The organism is Microlunatus capsulatus (assembly GCF_017876495.1).
Taxonomy (GTDB): domain Bacteria; phylum Actinomycetota; class Actinomycetes; order Propionibacteriales; family Propionibacteriaceae; genus Microlunatus; species Microlunatus capsulatus.
The window spans coordinates 3,834,082-3,850,297 of record NZ_JAGIOB010000001.1 but is presented as its reverse complement, the minus strand read 5'-3'; the positions used below and the strand labels follow the sequence as shown (position 1 = coordinate 3,850,297).

Annotated in this window: 16 protein-coding genes; 4 read left to right on the top strand and 12 right to left on the bottom strand. The window is 75.6% G+C overall.

What is annotated here, in order from left to right; translation table 11 throughout:
- Position 1 precedes the first annotated feature (1 nt).
- From JOF54_RS17880 to rpsP, 5 genes are all read right to left on the bottom strand, one after another.
- Positions 2-718 carry a succinate dehydrogenase cytochrome b subunit gene (locus JOF54_RS17880; protein ID WP_210058267.1) on the bottom strand — a complete coding sequence of 239 codons (717 nt, stop codon included), beginning with the start codon at positions 716-718 and terminating at the stop codon, positions 2-4.
- Positions 719-845: 127 nt separating this feature from the next.
- Positions 846-2,021, bottom strand: a complete 1,176-nt coding sequence (gene trmD / locus JOF54_RS17875) for a tRNA (guanosine(37)-N1)-methyltransferase TrmD (protein ID WP_210058265.1) — start codon at positions 2,019-2,021, stop codon at positions 846-848.
- A complete protein-coding gene (rimM, locus tag JOF54_RS17870; RefSeq protein WP_210058263.1) occupies positions 2,021-2,644 on the bottom strand; it encodes a ribosome maturation factor RimM in 624 nt (207 codons plus the stop codon). The genes trmD and rimM overlap by 1 nt, the downstream gene beginning before the upstream one ends.
- 91 nt (positions 2,645-2,735) lie before the next feature.
- Positions 2,736-3,020, bottom strand: coding sequence for an RNA-binding protein (locus JOF54_RS17865; RefSeq protein ID WP_210058262.1), 285 nt, complete (start codon positions 3,018-3,020; stop codon positions 2,736-2,738).
- Position 3,021: 1 nt separating this feature from the next.
- A complete protein-coding gene (gene rpsP, locus JOF54_RS21630) occupies positions 3,022-3,513 on the bottom strand; it encodes a 30S ribosomal protein S16 (protein ID WP_210058261.1) in 492 nt (163 codons plus the stop codon).
- 240 nt (positions 3,514-3,753) lie between these two features.
- Between rpsP and JOF54_RS17855 the strand changes: the two genes are divergently transcribed.
- Positions 3,754-4,503 (top strand): dienelactone hydrolase family protein, encoded by a 750-nt coding sequence (locus JOF54_RS17855; RefSeq protein WP_210058260.1) that lies wholly within the window; start codon positions 3,754-3,756, stop codon positions 4,501-4,503.
- Between the two features lie 8 nt (positions 4,504-4,511).
- Here JOF54_RS17855 and JOF54_RS17850 read toward each other — a convergent pair whose 3' ends face one another.
- The 5 genes from JOF54_RS17850 to ffh form a co-directional block, all read right to left on the bottom strand.
- Positions 4,512-5,765 (bottom strand): S1 family peptidase, encoded by a 1,254-nt coding sequence (locus JOF54_RS17850; protein ID WP_210058259.1) that lies wholly within the window; start codon positions 5,763-5,765, stop codon positions 4,512-4,514.
- A 69-nt stretch (positions 5,766-5,834) separates the two neighbouring features.
- Positions 5,835-6,707: an ABC transporter permease gene (locus JOF54_RS17845; protein WP_210058258.1), complete on the bottom strand. Its 873-nt coding sequence runs from the start codon at positions 6,705-6,707 to the stop codon at positions 5,835-5,837.
- Positions 6,700-9,567, bottom strand: a complete 2,868-nt coding sequence (locus JOF54_RS17840; protein ID WP_210058257.1) for an alpha/beta fold hydrolase — start codon at positions 9,565-9,567, stop codon at positions 6,700-6,702. The genes JOF54_RS17845 and JOF54_RS17840 overlap by 8 nt, the downstream gene beginning before the upstream one ends.
- A complete protein-coding gene (locus JOF54_RS17835; RefSeq protein ID WP_307804336.1) occupies positions 9,560-10,657 on the bottom strand; it encodes an amidohydrolase family protein in 1,098 nt (365 codons plus the stop codon). The genes JOF54_RS17840 and JOF54_RS17835 overlap by 8 nt, the downstream gene beginning before the upstream one ends.
- Positions 10,658-12,217 carry a signal recognition particle protein gene (gene ffh / locus JOF54_RS17830; RefSeq protein ID WP_210058256.1) on the bottom strand — a complete coding sequence of 520 codons (1,560 nt, stop codon included), beginning with the start codon at positions 12,215-12,217 and terminating at the stop codon, positions 10,658-10,660.
- Between the two features lie 166 nt (positions 12,218-12,383).
- Between ffh and JOF54_RS17825 the strand changes: the two genes are divergently transcribed.
- The 3 genes from JOF54_RS17825 (at position 12,384) to JOF54_RS17815 (ending at position 14,337) form a co-directional block, all read left to right on the top strand.
- The gene (locus JOF54_RS17825; protein ID WP_210058254.1) at positions 12,384-13,136 is read left to right on the top strand and encodes an SDR family oxidoreductase; all 753 of its coding nucleotides are present in this window, start codon (positions 12,384-12,386) and stop codon (positions 13,134-13,136) included.
- 52 nt (positions 13,137-13,188) lie between these two features.
- Complete coding sequence (locus JOF54_RS17820; RefSeq protein ID WP_210058251.1) at positions 13,189-13,767, top strand: type 1 glutamine amidotransferase domain-containing protein; 579 nt, start codon at positions 13,189-13,191, stop codon at positions 13,765-13,767.
- Between the two features lie 135 nt (positions 13,768-13,902).
- Positions 13,903-14,337 (top strand): organic hydroperoxide resistance protein, encoded by a 435-nt coding sequence (locus JOF54_RS17815; RefSeq protein WP_210058249.1) that lies wholly within the window; start codon positions 13,903-13,905, stop codon positions 14,335-14,337.
- Positions 14,338-14,391: 54 nt separating this feature from the next.
- On the opposite strand, the gene ftsY is transcribed toward JOF54_RS17815, so the two are convergent.
- Together ftsY and JOF54_RS17805 are read right to left on the bottom strand one after the other, a co-directional pair.
- Positions 14,392-15,573: a signal recognition particle-docking protein FtsY gene (gene ftsY, locus JOF54_RS17810; RefSeq protein WP_210058247.1), complete on the bottom strand. Its 1,182-nt coding sequence runs from the start codon at positions 15,571-15,573 to the stop codon at positions 14,392-14,394.
- A 72-nt stretch (positions 15,574-15,645) separates the two neighbouring features.
- Complete coding sequence (locus JOF54_RS17805) at positions 15,646-15,837, bottom strand: hypothetical protein (RefSeq protein ID WP_210058245.1); 192 nt, start codon at positions 15,835-15,837, stop codon at positions 15,646-15,648.
- Between the last annotated feature and the right edge of the window lie 379 nt (positions 15,838-16,216).

Sequence of the window (16,216 nt, the reverse complement as noted above, 5' to 3'; positions counted from 1 at the left end):
ATCAGCTCACCAGCCCCAGGAGAATGCTGTACGGAGGAAGGAGGAAGCCGACGGTGACGACACCGGCGACCACGTAGGCCAGGACGTTCAGCCGGTGCCGCATGGCGGCGGAGGTGTTGGCGCCCAGCGTGGTGAAGGCGCTCCAGGTGCCGTGCCGCAGGTGGAAGCCCACCGCGACCATGGCGAGGGTGTAGGCCACCACGACCCACCACACGCCGAAGCCGTTCACGACGCGCTGGTAGGGGCTGTCGCTCGCCCCGCCCGGGTGGATCGTGTTCCAGGTGAAGTGCAGCAGGTGGAAGACCACGAACAGCGCGATGACGATGCCGCCCCACCGCAGGGTGAAGGAGGCGTAGGTGCGCTGGACGCCGGTGCGGCCCTTGGTCGACTGGTAGCGCTTGGCGCCCCCGCCGCCGCGGGCCTTGCGGGCGCGGGCCCACAGCTTGAAGGCCGCGTAGCCGTGCCCGAAGACCGCGGCCAGCAGCACGACGCGGATGATCCAGAGCAGGCCGGTGTGGGGCAGGATCGGCTCGCCGAGCGTGCGCAGGTGGTGCGCGTAGTCGTCGAACGCCTGCTGACCCGCGAAGACCTTGAGGTTGCCGTACATGTGGGCCAGCAGGTAGCCGATCAGGATCAGCCCGCTGACCGCCATCAGCGCCTTGAGCGCGACCGTCGTGCGGACGGCGCGCTGCGTCGGCGACAGGGTTGTCGTTGCCACGCGCCCAACCCTAGGACCCCGCACGGGGAAGTGACGAATAAGACCAACGGCGGCACTGGTGTTCTTCGCCACGTCGCCGGGCGCATCCGTCCGGGCCGTGGCCGCGGTCGTCGGCCGACCCGGCCCATCAGCGGGCCGGCAGCACCTTCGCCAGGTCGAGCACGTCGACGCCGGGGTGCGAGCGGCGGCCCAGCACCCGGTAGCCGCGGCGTCGGTAGAAGCGCACGTTGGCCTCGCTGAGCACGCCCGTGACCAGCACGACCCGGCGGGTGCCCTCCGGCGCCAGCGCCTCGACGCGCTCGAGCAGCGCGCTGCCCAGGCCCTCGCCCTGCAGGTCGGGGGCCACCATCAGCCGGCCGACGTACCAGTCACCGCCCTCGCGGGCCTCTCCGCGCACCGAGCCGACCAGCCGCCCCGCGCGTCGGGCCACCAGGACGAGACCGTCGTCGAGGGAGGTACGGACCTCCGCCAGCGACTCGACCAGCGGGGGGATGTCGAAGGTGGCGTGCCGGCGGCCCTCGACGAGGTAGGCGGCCTGCTGCAGCGTCCACAGCTCGCCGGCGTCCTCGGGCACGGCGCGGGTCACGACCAGCGGCTCGTGCCGCGCCGGCAGCAGGTCGGGGCGGCGCTCGCGGGTGCGCTCGACCGCCTGCTCGCGCCGCCAGGCCGCGATCCGGCCGTGGTGGCCGGAGAACAGCACCTCCGGCACGTCGAGGTCCCGCCACTGCGGCGGCTTGGTGTAGACGGGGTACTCCAGCAGGCCGTCATGGTCGGCCGCGTGGGACTCCTCCGTCAGCGACGCGGGGTTGCCGACGACGCCGGGCAGCAGCCGGACGACGGCCTCGGTGACGACCAGGGCCGCGGCCTCGCCGCCGTTGAGGACGTAGTCGCCGATGCTCACCTCCAGCACCCGCAGCCGCGTCCGCGCGTGCTCGACGACGCGGGCGTCGATGCCCTCGTAGCGCCCGCACGCCACCAGCAGGTGCTGCTCGGCGGCCAGCTCGGCCGCCAGCGCCTGGTCGAAGCGGCGGCCCGACGGCGTCATCACCAGCAGCAGCGGGTCACCGGGTGCGCCCGGCGGGACGAGCGCGTCCAGCGCCTCGCCCCACGGGTCGGGCCGCATCACCATCCCGGCGCCGCCGCCGTAGGGGGTGTCGTCGACGGTCCGGTGCCGGTCGTGGGTCCACTGCCGCAGGTCGTGCACGCCCAGCTCGACGATCCCGGTGCGGACGGCCTTGCCGACCAGCGACAGCTGCAGCGGGGCCAGGTACTCCGGGAAGATCGAGACGATGTCGAGACGCATCAGGCGTCGTCGTCCCCCGCGCGGTCCGCGCCGGCCCCGTCCTCGCCGGCCCCGTCCTCGCCGACCCCGTCCTCGCCGACCCCGTCCTCGTCGGTCCCGTCCTCGTCGGCGTCGACGAGCAGGCCGGGGACGTCGGCCAGGTGCACCTCGCCGGCGGTCAGGTCGACCCGCGGCACCAGATCGGTGACGAAGGGGACCAGCCGGACGCCGGCGTCGGTGCGGATCTCGAGGGTGTCCTGCAGGGGCAGGTGCAGCACGTCGGTGACGGTGCCGACCGCGGAGCCGTCGGCGGCGCGCACGGCGAGCCCGATCAGCTGGCGGTCGTAGAACTCGTCCTCGTCCTCGGGCTGCTCGTCCGGGTCGACGTCGGCGACCAGGACGGTGCCGCGGGCGGCCTCGGCCAGCGTGCGGTCGGGCAGCTGGTCGAAGTGCACGAGTAGCCGGCCGGAGTGGTCGCGGGCGCTGGCGACGGTGAAGGTGCGGCGGCCGTCCTCGGCGCGCAGCACCTCGCCGACGGCGAAGCGGCGCTCCGGCTCGTCGGTGCGGACGTCGATGGTCACGTCGCCGCGGATGCCGTGCGCGCGGCCGATGATGCCGACGACGACCTCGACGGTCTCAGCCATGGGTTCTCCTCAGGAGCAGGGACCCGCGGAGACGCCGACGCCCCGGCCCCGCGGAGGGGGTCGGGGCGTCGAGCGGTCCTCGGGACCGGGGTCAGCGACGGCGGGCGCCGCCACCTCCGGGTCCGCCGGTGCGGCGCGGACCCTTGTCCACGTCGACGAAGTCGACCCGGACCTGGTCGCGCCCCGCCAGGGCGGCCACGACCGTGCGCAGCGCCGTGGCCGTGCGGCCGTTGCGACCGATCACCTTGCCGATGTCCTCGGGGTTGACCCGCACCTCGAGCATCCGCCCGCGGCGCAGGTCCTTGTCCTTCACCACGACGTCGTCGGGGTTGGTGACGATGCCGCGGACGAGGTGCTCGAGCGCATCGGCCAGCACGTCAGGCCCCGGTGCTCTCGGTGGCGGGGGTCTCGGTGGCGGGGGTCGCGGCGGCGGCCACGCCGGCGTCGGCGGCGTCAGCGGCCTCGGCCGGGGTGCCCTCGACGGTGCCACGGCCGCGCTTGCCGGAGATGGCCGCGGTCTGCGGCTCGCTGCCGGCCTCGGCGAGGGCGGCGTTGAACAGCTCGGTCTTGTTCGGCTTCTCCCGCTGCGGCTCGACGCCGGAGGGCGAGGTGTCGCCGGAGTAGCTCTGCCAGTCACCGGTCCGCTTGAGCAGCGCGACCACGGCCTCGGTCGGCTGGGCGCCGACGGAGAGCCAGTACTGCGCGCGCTCGGAGTTGACCTCGATGACCGACGGGTCGTTCTTGGGGTGGTACTTGCCGATCTCCTCGATCGCGCGCCCGTCCCGCTTGGTCCGGGAGTCGGCGACGACGATGCGGTAGTGCGGCGACCGGATCTTGCCCAGGCGCTTCAGACGAATCTTGACAGCCACGTGTGTGGTTTCTCCTGTGTGAGCTGTGGCCGGCTGCGCCGGCCACGAGATGGGTGAGACCGTGTCACGCGGTGGGGAAATCACTCGGCGACGACCTCGGGTGAACCCGTGCCGTGCGGACGGTGAGAGGGCGCCCACGACACAGATGCGGCCAACATTCTGCCAGAGCCCGCGCCGGGACGCGAACCCGCCGCGGCGGGGCTCGTCGCGGCCGGTGGCGACCGGTCCTAGGGTGCGCCCATGCAGACCGTCGCGATCGACACCCGGCTGGACGGCCGGCTGGCCGTCCTCGTCCGCCCCGCCGCCCCCGGACCCTGGCCCGGGGTGGTCATGGTGCACGAGGCGTGGGGCCTCGACGACGTGCTGCGCCGCCAGGCCGAGCGGCTCGCCTCGGCCGGCTTCGTGGTGCTGGCCCCCGACCTGTTCGACGACGGCCCGCGGCTGCGCTGCGTCCGGTCGGTGTTCCGCTCGCTCGGCGCCCGGTCCGGTCCCCCGTTCGCGCTGCTGCAGGCCGCCCGGGCCCAGCTGCTGGAGGACCGCCGCGTCAACGGCCGCGTCGGCGTCATCGGCTTCTGCATGGGCGGCGGCTTCGCCCTGCTGGTCGCGGCCGAGGGCTTCGACGCCAGCGCGGTGAACTACGGGATGGTCCCGGCCGACGTGGAGGAGGTGCTGCGCGGCGCCTGCCCCGTCGTCGCCAGCTACGGCGGCCGCGACCGCCAGCTCGTCGGCGAGGTCCCCCGGCTCACCGCCGCGCTCGAGGCGAACGACGTGCCGCACGACGTCCAGGTCTACCCCCGCGCGGGCCACAGCTTCCTCAACGACGCCCCGAACGGTCCCCGGGTCCTGCGGCCGCTGCTGCGGCTGGCCCACGTCGGCCCCGAGCCCGAGGCCGCGCAGGACGCGTGGCGCCGGATCGAGGCCTTCTTCGGCACCCACCTCGCGGCGGACATGCCCGGCGACCCGGCCGACGCGACGCCGGCCGGGACCTGAGACCCGGCTTAGCCCGTGATGAGCGTCAGGCCGTAGGCGTTCAGCGCCTCGCGGACCGGCTGGATGTAGGAGATGTTCGGCTGGCCGACCTTCTCCCCGCAGACGGCGTCGGCGCCGTAGCCGGCGCCCCCGCTGGTCAGCCCCTGCGCCTGCGTACCGGCCAGGTTCGCCCCGCCCGAGTCCCCGCCCTCGGTGCAGGTGCTGGTCTCGGTCAGCCCGGAGACGACGCTGGTGCTGCCGTCCTCGTTGCTGTAGCTCACCGTCTGCCCGGTCGCCTGCACGGTGCCGCAGGTCCACCCGGTGGTCCGGCCGCTCTTGCAGACCGCCGCGCCGACGGCGGCCGGCGCCGAGCCGGTCACCGCCACCGAGTCGCCGTCCCACGTGCTGACGCGGCCGCGGGGCGTCCAGCCGGCGGCGATCGGCGCGCGGGCGTAGTCGTCGCCGGGGAAGCTGTAGGCCGTCGTCGTGCCCACCGGCGTGCCGCCGCTGGTGAAGGTCGCGTAGTCGGCCCCGCAGTGGCCGGCGGTGAGCATCACCGGCGACCCCTGGGCGGTGCGGGCGGTGAAGCCGACGGAGCAGACGTAGCCGCCGAACTCGATCTGCTGGCCGCCGAGCAGGTCGGCCATCGGCTGCACCCGCGCCGTCGTCGTGGTCACCGCGACCTTGCTGCCGTGGGTCCGGGCGTGCCGCAGGAAGGCGCTCGTCCGGGCGTCGTCGGCGCCGGCCGTGGTGCGGACGCGGACGGTGCCGGTCGCGGCGTCGACGCCCCAGCTGACCACCCGGCCGGCACCCTCGCTCCGCGCCCAGCCGTCGAGGTCCTCGCGGACGCGGGTCAGCTGGGTGCCGCTGTGGGCCACCCGGTGCGGCACCGCCCCCAGGGCGCGGGCCTCCGCGGCAGCCGCGTCGGTCGTCACCGCGACCGCGACCGTGCCGGTCCGCGCGTCCAGCCAGCTGCCGGCCGAGACCGACGGCGACAAGGCGGCCTCGACGGCGGCGCTGGTGCGGCTGAGGGCGGCCTGGGCCGCGACGCGGTCGCGGGCGACCGACGGGGAGATCCCGCTGTCGCGGGCCAGCGCCTCCGCGGCGGCCTCCGCCGGACGGGCGGGCGCGGGAGTGGGCGCGGCGCCGGCGGGACCGGCGGCGGTGGCCGCCAGGGCGAGGGTCGTCGCGGCGACGCCCAGGACCAGGCGGGACCGGCGACGGGCGGCGCGGGAACGGGGTGCGGGGGAACGAGGTGCAGGAGAACGGGGTGCGGGGGTCACGGGGGTCTCCGGAGGTCGGGTCAGCGAAGATAACGATCCGATAACGGGACGGTCAAGGGGCCCCTCGGCTCAGCTGGTGACGTCCTTGCGGCGGAAGTGCCAGGCCCCCAGCGAGACCAGGACCACGGCGTAGCCGACGGACCAGAGCGCGCCGGACGCCATCCCCGACCAGTCGACGGTGGGCGACAGCGCGTCGGCCCAGGCGAAGGCGTAGTGCCCGGGCAGCCCCTGCCGGAGGTCGCCGAGCGCGGTGATCGTGTCGAGGATGGCGCTGAGGATCATCAGCAGCACCGCCCCGCCGACGGCGGCCAGCGGGGCGTCGGTGAGCACGCCGAGGGCGAAGGCGAGCGCGCCGACCACGCTCAGCTGGACGGCCAGGTAGACCACGACGACCGCGAACCGGCCGAGGAGCTGGGGCCAGCCGATCTGGTCCCCGGTCGGGCCGACGTAGGGCCCCCAGCCGTAGGCGACCCCGCCGACCAGCAGGGTCCAGACCGGCAGGGCCACGAGCGCGGTCAGGCTGGACAGGGCGGCGACGACCAGCTTCTGGCGCAGCAGCCGGCCGCGCGGCACGGGGGCGGCCAGCAGGTAGCGCAGCGTCGACCAGCTCGCCTCCGAGGGGACGGCGTCGCCGGCGAACAGCGCGACCAGCACCACCAGCAGGAAGCCGGTGGAGGCGAAGAGGGTGAACACCGTGAGGTTGGCGCCGCTCTCCTGGGCCAGGTCGACGAAGCCGCGCGCGCCGGTGGCCGGCCCGCCGTCGTCGTCGGAGCCCAGGGCGAAGGCCCCGACGAGGACCAGCGGCAGCAGCAGGAGCACCCAACCGACCGCCTGGGTCCGGCGGCGGCGGAGCTGGCGGCGCAGCTCGGCGCGCAGCGGCAGCGCCCGCCGGGGACGGGCGGGCGTCGTCGGCGTCGCGGGCGCGGTGGTCGGGTCAGCCACGGCCGCCCTCCCCGCCCTCGCCGGGTCCCCCGCCGACCAGCCCCATGAAGACCTCCTCCAGCTGACGGCGTCCGTCGACCTGCTCGACCCCGACGCCCGCGCCGACGAGGGCGGCGACCACCGCGGCGCGCGGCCGGTCCCCCTGCACGCGCAGCAGGCGGTCCTCGGCCGTGCCCACGACGAGGCCCAGCCCGCGCAGCACCGCGACAGCGGCCTCGCGGTCGGCGTCGGCGGACAGCCCGACGAGGGTGACGTCGTCGCTGGCCGTGAGCTCCTCGACCGAGCCGGCCAGCACGACGCGGCCGCGGTCCATGACGACGACGTGGCTGCAGGTCGCCTGCACCTCGCCCAGCAGGTGGCTGGAGACCAGCACCGTGCGGCCGGTGGCGGCGTAGTCGGCGAGCACCCCGCGCATGGCGAGGATCTGCGGCGGGTCGAGGCCGTTGGTCGGCTCGTCGAGCAGCAGCAGCCGCGGGCGGCCCAGCATGGCCTGGGCGATGCCGAGCCGCTGCTTCATGCCCTGGCTGTAGCCGCGCACCCGGCGGTCCAGGCCGCCGCCCAGGGCCGCGACCTCGAGGGCCTCGTCGAGGTGGGCCTCGGCCGCCGGCCGGCCGGTGGCCTGCCAGTAGGCCTCGAGGTTCTGCCGGCCGGTGAGGTGCGGCAGGAAGCCCGGCCCCTCGATGAAGGCGCCGACCGCGCCGAGGACCTCGGCGCCGGGCTGCACCGCCGAGCCCCCGACGTAGACGGCCCCGGCGTCGGGCCGGATCAGCCCGACGAGCATCCGCATCGTCGTCGTCTTGCCGGCGCCGTTGGGGCCGAGCAGGCCGACGACCTGGCCCGGACCGGCGGTGAAGGACACGCCGTCGACGGCCCGGAAGCCGTCGCCGTAGGTCTTGACCAGGCCGTCCACGGCCAGCGGGAGGTCGGCCAGGTCCGCGCGGTCGGGCACGGCGGCGACCCGGCGGCGCAGCACCAGCGCGGTCAGCCCGGCCGCGAGCACCACGCCGGCCACCGCGAGGACCAGGGGCAGCGGCACGTCGAGGCCGCCGCCGCTGGTCTGCGCCGACTCCAGCCGGGGCAGGGTCAGGACCGGGTCGCCGGCCAGGGCGACGGTGTGCACGGCGGCCGTCCGCGGCAGCGCGTAGGCCTGGTCGGTGCTGGACACGACCACCTGCAGCCGGTGCCCGACCGGTACCTGGTGGGCGACGGCCGGCAGCGCGACCTCGACCCGCCGGGCCTGGCCCGGGACGAGCCCGGTGAGCCGGACCGGGGCGACGGCGGCGCCGGGCAGCACCGCCGACGAGGGCGCGGCCGACCGCCCCGGCGTCCCGGAGCCGGCCGCGCCGGGGTTCGTCGAGCCGGGGTCCGTCGCGTCGGGGCCGAGGTCCCAGACGGCGGCGAAGAGGGTGGCCGAGGTGGCCGTGCTGGTGACGTCGAGCACCACCCGGCCGCTGCCGAGGAGCCGCAGCGGGGCGTCGAGCGGCGCGGTGGTGAAGGTGGCCGCCTGACCGGGCAGCACGCCGAGGCCGTAGCCGGCGACCCCGGTGACGGCCGCCAGCGCGGGCCCGGTGCCGGGCAGGCTGGTCAGCGCGGCCGGCGCGCCGCCGGCGGGCGCCAGCACCTGCTGCGGGCCGCCGTCGAGCGCGCGGTCCTCGGTGGCCAGCGGTGCTCCGCGGCCGGGGTAGGCCGAGGTCTGCAGGGTGAGCGGGGCGTCGTCGTCGGCCTGGCCCACGAGGGCGGTCTGCGGGACGACGGCCGAGAGGCCGGGGGCCGCGGGGGTCCCGTCGCCGCGCAGGTAGCGGCCGAACCAGGCCTCCAGCTCGCCCACCTGGTCCTGGACGTCGACCGACGCGTCGTGCCCGCCGCTGGCCCAGACCACCCGGCTGGGCGTGCCGGCCGGCAGGCCGCGGACCGTCGCGTCGGCCTGGTCGAGGCCGAAGAGCGTGTCCTGCTCCCCCTGGACCAGCAGGGTCGGCGCGCTCACCCGGGACAGCAGCCGCGCCGGCGCGATCCGGTCCAGCCGGGCGACGAGGTCGGCGTCGGGCCGGCCGGACCCGGCGGTGGCCAGGTAGCCCCGGCAGAGCTCTGGGGCGAAGCGCCCGCAGAGCGCTGCGGTGCCGTCGCGCGGGCCGTCGCCGGCGCCCGGCGCTCCCCCGGCGGCCGAGCCGCTGCGGAAGAACAGCGCCGCCCAGCGCTGCTTGAACACCCCGGTGTCCTGCGGCGCGACGTCGGCCAGCGAGGTCGCGGGCCCGGCGACGGCGCTCTGCGGGAAGAGCGCCGTCCGCAGGCTGTTCCAGGTGAAGGCGGGGGCGATGGCGTCGACGCGGGGGTCGAGGCCGGCGGCCACCAGGGCCAGCGCCCCGCCGTAGGAGGCGCCGGCGAACCCGACGACGGGGTCGTCACCGGTGCGCTGCACCTCGGGCCGGGTCGCCAGCAGGTCGACCAGCCGGACGGCGTCGGCCCCCTCGTAGTCCGGGTCGTCGAGGTGGATGAGCCCGCCCGAGGCGCCGAACCCGCGCGCGGTGGCGGTCAGCACGGTGTAGCCGGCGCGGGCCAGGTCGCGGCCGAGCGGGGCCAGGTCGTCCTTGCTGCCGCCGAACCCGTGGGCCAGCACCAGGGCCGGCCGGGGCACCGCCGGGTCGGTGGTCATCAGGGTGACGTCGAGGTCGACGGGACGGCCGTCCGGCTCGGGCGTGCCGGGCACGGACAGCACGGTCTCGACGACGGGCGCCTCGTCCGCCGCGGCCGCCGGCGCGGCGGGCAGCAGCCAGCCCAGCGCGGCGAGGACGGCGAGCACCAGGGCGGGGGGACGCCGCCGCCGGATGCCGCGCAGACCGGCCGGGCGGCGCGGCTCAGCCAACGACGCGTCCGCGCAGCACGACGTGCCGGGGGTGGCGGAGCACGCCGAGGTCGGCGCGCGGGTCGGCGTCGAAGACGACGAGGTCGGCGGGCGCTCCCTCGGCCAGGGTCGCGGGCCGGCCCAGCCAGGCGCGGGCCCGCCAGGAGCCGGCCCCGAGGGCGTGCTCGGCCGAGGTGACGGCGCCGAGCAGCCCCATCTCCTGCCCGACCAGCCCGTGCGGCAGGTAGCCGCCGGCGTCGGTGCCCGCGTAGACCGGCACGCCGGCCTCGTGGGCCCGCCGGAGCACCCCGAGCCGGCCCGCGTACAGGGCCCGCATGTGCGCCGCGTAGGTCGGGAACTTCTCCTGCGCGCTGGCGGCGATGGACTCGAAGTTCTCCAGCTGGACCAGTGTCGGGACCAGGGCCACCTGCCGGGCGGCCATCGCCTCGATCGTCGCGTCGTCAAGCCCCGTGCCGTGCTCGATGCCGTCGATGCCGGCGGCCACCAGCTCGGTGGCGGCCTGCTCGCCGAAGACGTGGGCGGTGACGCGGGCGCCGAGCGCGTGCGCGCGGGCGATGGCGGCGGCGGCCACGTCCTGCGGCCACAGCGGGGCGAGGTCGCCGACCCCCCGGTCGATCCAGTCCCCGACCAGCTTGACCCAGCCGTCGCCGCGGGCCACCTGGCGCTCGACGGCCTCGACGAGCGACTCCGGCTCGACCTCGTCGGCGTAGTTGCGCAGGTAGCGCTTGGGCCGGGCGATGTGCCGGCCGGCCCGGATGAGCCGGGGCAGGTCCTCGCGGTCGTCGACCCAGCGGGTGTCGGCGGGCGAGCCGGCGTCGCGCAGCAGCAGGGCGCCGGCGGCGCGGTCGGCCAGGGCGTGCTGCTCGGCCACCGCGGGCTCGACGGCGCCGTGCAGCTCCAGGCCGACGTGGCAGTGCGCGTCGACCAGGCCCGGCATCACCCAGCCGCCGGTCGTCAGGGTCGTCGCGTCCCGCACGGGCTCGGTGCGGACGACGCCGTCGACCACCCACAGGTCGCGCGGCTCCCCCTCGGGGAGGAGCACGCCCTGCAGGTGCAGCCGCGGCGCCCCCTCCACCTGCAGCCCGGTCACCTACTTCCCGAGCCGGCCGCGGAGCTCGGGCGGCAGCTGGAAGTCGGCCATGGCCTTCTCCAGCGCGGCCTGGTCCATCGTCCCGGCGCCGAAGGCGGCCGCGGCGTCGCCCGGGTCGGCGGCCCGGGCGGCGACGGCGTTGCGCTTGGCCGGGTTCCCGGAGACCCCGCGGGAGCCCTTCTTCTTCTGCTGCTTGGCCGGCTGCTTCTTCGGCCCGCCGCCCATCCCGGGCAGGCCCGGCATCCCGGGCATCTTCCCGGAGGCCATCGACGTCATCATCTTGCGCGCCTCGAAGAACCGGTTGACCAGCCCGTTGACCTCCGAGACCTCGACGCCGGAGCCCTTGGCGATCCGGGCGCGGCGGGAGCCGTCGATGATCTTGGGGTTGTCGCGCTCGGCCGGGGTCATCGAGTGGATGATCGCCTCGATCCGGTCGACGTCGCGCTCGTCGATGTTGTTGATCTGGTCCTTGATCTCCCCCATCCCCGGCAGCATCCCGAAGATCTTGGAGAGCGGGCCCATCTTGCGGACCATCTGCATCTGCTGCAGGAAGTCCGCCAGGCCGAACTCGCCGCCCTGCCCGGTCAGCTTGGCCGCGGCCTTGGCTGAGGACTCGGCGTCGAACGTCTTCTCGGCCTGCTCGATCAGGGTGAGCATGTCGCCCATCCCGAGGATGCGGCTGGCCATCCGGTCGGGGTGGAAGACGTCGAAGTCCTTGAGCTGCTCGCCGTTGGAGGCGAACATGATCGGGCTGCCCGTGACCCGCGCGATCGAGAGCGCCGCACCACCGCGGGCGTCGCCGTCCAGCTTGGTGAGCACCACGCCGTCGAAGCCGACGCCCTCGGCGAAGGCGTTCGCGGTGTTGACCGCGTCCTGGCCGATCATCGCGTCGACGACGAAGAGGATCTCGTCGGGGCTGACGGCGTCGCGGATGTCCGCGGCCTGTTGCATGAGCTCGGCGTCGACGCCGAGGCGGCCGGCGGTGTCGACGATGACGACGTCGAAGAGCCGGCGCTCGGCCTCGGCGATGGAGGCCTTGGCCACCGCGACCGGGTCCCCCGTCCCGTTGCCGGGCTCCGGGGCGAACACCTGCACGCCGGCCCGCTGCCCGACGACCTGGAGCTGGTTGACCGCGTTGGGGCGCTGCAGGTCGCAGGCCACGAGCAGCGGGGAGCGGCCCTCGCTCTTCAGCCACAGCGCGAGCTTGCCTGCGAGCGTCGTCTTGCCGGCGCCCTGGAGGCCGGCGAGCATGATCACCGTCGGCGGGCGCTTCGCGAAGCGCAGCAGCCGGGTCTCGCCGCCGAGGATCTCGACCAGCTCGTCGTTGACGATCTTGATGACCTGCTGGCCGGGGTTGAGCGCGCCCGAGAGCTCGGTCTCGCGCGCCCGCTGCTTGACGGCCGCGACGAAGTCCTTGACCACCGCCAGGTTGACGTCGGCCTCGAGCAGCGCCACCCGGATCTCGCGGGCGGTGGCGTCGATGTCGGCCTCGGTGAGCCGGCCCTTGCCGCGGAGGTTCTTGAACGTCGCGGCCAGGCGGTCCTGCAGGGTGTCGAACACGGCGGAGTCCTTCGGTGGGCGGAGCTGACCCGGGCCGTCCCGGGAGGACGGGTCGAGGTCGGGGGACGCGGCGCAGGCGCACCTGCGACCGCGTGGAGTCGGTCCGGCCCAGCCTACTCAACCGGCGCGTCCCGGCCCGCACCCGCGACCACTAGCCTGACCGGCCATGAGCACCCCCGCGTCCCCCGCCGCCGCCCGCACCGCCGTCGTCACCGGTTCCTCCCGCGGCCTCGGCGCCGTCATCGCCCGACAGCTGGCCGCCGACGGGTGGGCGGTGGCCGTCAACTACGTCGCCGGCGCCGCGTCGGCCGAGGCCGTCGCCGCCGGCATCCGCGAGGCCGGCGGCCGCGCCCAGGCCTACCGCGCCGACGTCACCGACCACGAGGACGTGCACGCCCTCGTGGCCGCGGCCGAGGCCGACCTGGGCCCGGTCGAGGTGGTGGTGGCCAACGCCACCGGCCCGCAGCCGGGGATCGCCGTCGAGGACCTCACCTGGGAGGACCACCTCGACCAGCTGCGCTTCTTCGTGCACAGCCCGACGCTGCTGGTGCAGGCCGCGCTGCCGACGATGAGGCGGCTGGGCACCGGGCGGGTGGTGCTGGTGGGCTCGGACATGGTGGGCCGCGCGCTCCCCCGGGCCTCGGCCTACACGGCGGCGAAGGCCGCGCAGATCGGGCTGGTCCGGTCGTGGTCGCGCGAGCTCGGCCCGCACGGGGTGACGGTGAACCTCGTCCAGCCGGGCTGGGTCCCGGTCGAGCGGCACGCGGGGGCCGACACCGCCGCCTACGAGGCCGAGGTGCCGATGGGCCGGATGGGCACGCCCGAGGACGTGGCGGGCCTGGTCGGCTACCTGGCCGGCGACGGCGCCGGCTTCGTCACCGGCCAGCAGATCACCGTCAACGGCGGCCACACCCTCTGACCCACCGCCGGGCCGGGGTCCCCGCCGCGGGGGCCCCGGCTACGTTGGCGCCATGGTCGAAGACACGAAGTCCGTCAAGAAGGTCGCCTTCCTCGTCGCCGCCGAGGGCATCGAGAAGGCCGAGCTCGTCGAGCCCTGGGCGGCGGTCACCGACGCCGGTCACGAGGCCGTGCTGCTCAGCCCCGCCAGCGGTGAGGTGCAGCTGTTCGAGCACCTCGACAAGTCCGGGACGCAGGCGGTCGACGCCACCGTCGGCGAGGTCGCCGTCGGCGACTTCGACGCCCTCGTGCTGCCCGGTGGCGTGGCCAACCCCGACGCCCTGCGCACCGACGCGGCCGCCGTCGCGTTCGTCCGGGAGTTCGTCGAGTCGGGCAAGGTCGTCGCCGCCATCTGCCACGCGCCGTGGACGCTGATCGAGGCCGACGTGGTCCGGGGCAAGCAGCTGACCTCCTGGCCCAGCCTGCAGACCGACCTCCGCAACGCCGGCGCCTCCTGGGTGGACGAGCGGGTCGTCGTCGACGGCAACCTCGTCACCAGCCGCAACCCCGACGACATCCCCGCCTTCACCAACGCCCTGCTGGAGGCCCTGCACCACGGCGTCGGCAGCGCGCAGACGGTCAGCGAGGCCTGAGGCCCACCACGGGCTGAGACCCACCCCGTTCCCTGGACTCGTCGGAGGCGCCCTTCGACAGGCTCAGGGAACGGGGAAGGCCAGCGGTGACGCAGCACACGGACTAGCCGTGCCCCGGCGGCGGTTGTCCCGGACATGACACGCACACCCGAGAAGATCGTCTACACCGCCTCCGCCACCACGACCGGCGGCCGCCAGGGCCGCGCCGTGAGCAGCGACGGCGTGCTGGACCTCACCCTGACCAGCCCCAAGGAGATGGGCGGCACGGGTGAGGGCACCAACCCCGAGCAGCTCTTCGCCGCCGGCTACTCCGCCTGCTTCAACAGCGCCCTGATGATGGTGGCCCGCCGCGCGCGGGTCGACGCCTCGGCCGCGCAGGTCAGCGTGCACATCGGCTTCGGGCCGGAGGGCCAGGGCTACGCCCTCACCGCCGACCTCGAGGTGGCCGTCCCCGGCCTCGAGCTGGCCCAGGTCCAGGAGCTGGCCGACGCCGCGCACCAGGTCTGCCCGTACTCCGCGGCCATCGCGGGCAACGTCCCGACCACGGTCACCGCGGTCGCCGCGGCCTGAGCCCGTCCGTGTGGTGACTTCCGGGTCGATGTCGACCCGGAAGTCACCACAGGATCAGCCCGCGTCGAGCAGCGCGTCGACGAACACCTCGGCGTCGAAGGGCGCGAGGTCGTCGACGCCCTCCCCCAGCCCCACCAGCTTCACCGGCACGCCCAGCTCGCGCTGGACCTGCACCACGATCCCGCCCTTCGCCGAGCCGTCCAGCTTGGTGAGGACGATGCCCGTGACGTCGACGACGTCGCGGAAGATCCGCGCCTGGGTCAGGCCGTTCTGACCCGTGGTCGCGTCGAGGACCAGCAGCACCTCGCCCACCGGCGCCTGCCGCTCGATCACCCGCTTGACCTTGCCCAGCTCGTCCATCAGGCCGGTCTTGGTGTGCAGCCGGCCGGCGGTGTCGACCAGGACGACGTCGACCTCCTGCTCGATGCCCACCTTGACCGCCTGGTAGGCGACGCTGGCCGGGTCGGCGCCCTCGGCACCGCGGACGGTGGGGACGCCCACCCGGTCGCCCCAGGTGGCCAGCTGGTCGGCGGCGGCGGCGCGGAACGTGTCGACCGCGCCCAGGACGACGTCCTTGTCCTCGGCCACCAGCACCCGGGCCAGCTTGCCGACCGTCGTCGTCTTCCCCGTGCCGTTGACGCCGACGACCATGATCACCGCGGGGGTGTCGCCGCGGTCGGCGCGCACGGCGCGGTCCAGGGTCGGGTCGACCAGCCGCACCAGCTCCTCGCGCAGGATCTCCCGCGCGCGGGCCGGGTCGGACACGCCGTCGACCCGCAGGCGGCTGCGCAGCGCGTCGACGAGCTCGGTCGTCGGGCCGACGCCGAGGTCGGAGGTGATGAGGACCTCCTCGAACGCCTCCCAGGTGTCCTCGTCGATCCGGTCGCGGCTGATCAGCGCCAGCAGGCCGCGGCTCAGCGGGCTGTCCGAGCCCGCCAGCCGGCGGCGGAGCCGGGCCAGCCGGCTCTCGCGGCTCTCGGGCCGGTCGACGGGGACGAGCTCGGCCTCGACGACCGGCTCCTCGTCGGTGACGAGGCCGCCGGGGCGCTCTTCGAGGTCGACGGCGGAGCTGCCGCGCCGGCCGGCGCCGTCCCCGTCACCGGGGGCCCCGCGCAACTGGGCGGTGTCGCGGGCGCGCTGCAGCGCCGCCCGACGACGGGTGGCGACGACGCCCACCACCACGAAGGCGGCGAGGACGACGGCGCCGATGACTATCCAGAGGGTCAACGGATCCACCGGGTCATCCTAGGGGCGGGCCAACCCTCCACCGGGCCGCGCAGCCGCCGGAGACGACCCGCTCCGGGCGCGTCAGGAGAAGCGGCGCAGGAAGGCGGCGGGCGGGGTGCCGTCGCCGTTGAGGTGCTGGGCCGCGCGGGCCATCCGGTCCGCGACGCGGGGGGCGCGGTCCTTGAACCGGCCCTCGATGCCGACGACCACGACGCCGGCGGTGCCGGCGACGACGGCGAGGATGACGAGCATGGCGACGACGATCGATGCCACAGGGAGCCTTTCAGACAGTCGGGCAGCGTCCGGGGAAGGGGCTGTCGTGCGGGACCCGAGTCGACGGGGCGCCCGCGCGGGGCACCCGTCGAGGACGATCGTGGCACCGCCGGGGCCGCGCGACGGCGAGGCGCGACGCACCGTCGCGCTCACGGTCCGGTAACGGCAGACCCTCGCGAGCGACCGGCCCCCGCCGCCGGTCCCGAGAGCCCTCAGGAGCAGACTCGCGAGCAGCACCGACCACGCCGCCCCGGCGGCCGAGGAGAGGACGCCCGCATGACGATGCCGCCGCAGGAGCCCGTCGGACCCGTGCCGCCCGGGCCCGCCCCGATCCCGACGCCCGACCCCGGTCCGCCGGTCAGCCCGCCCGGGGACCCGC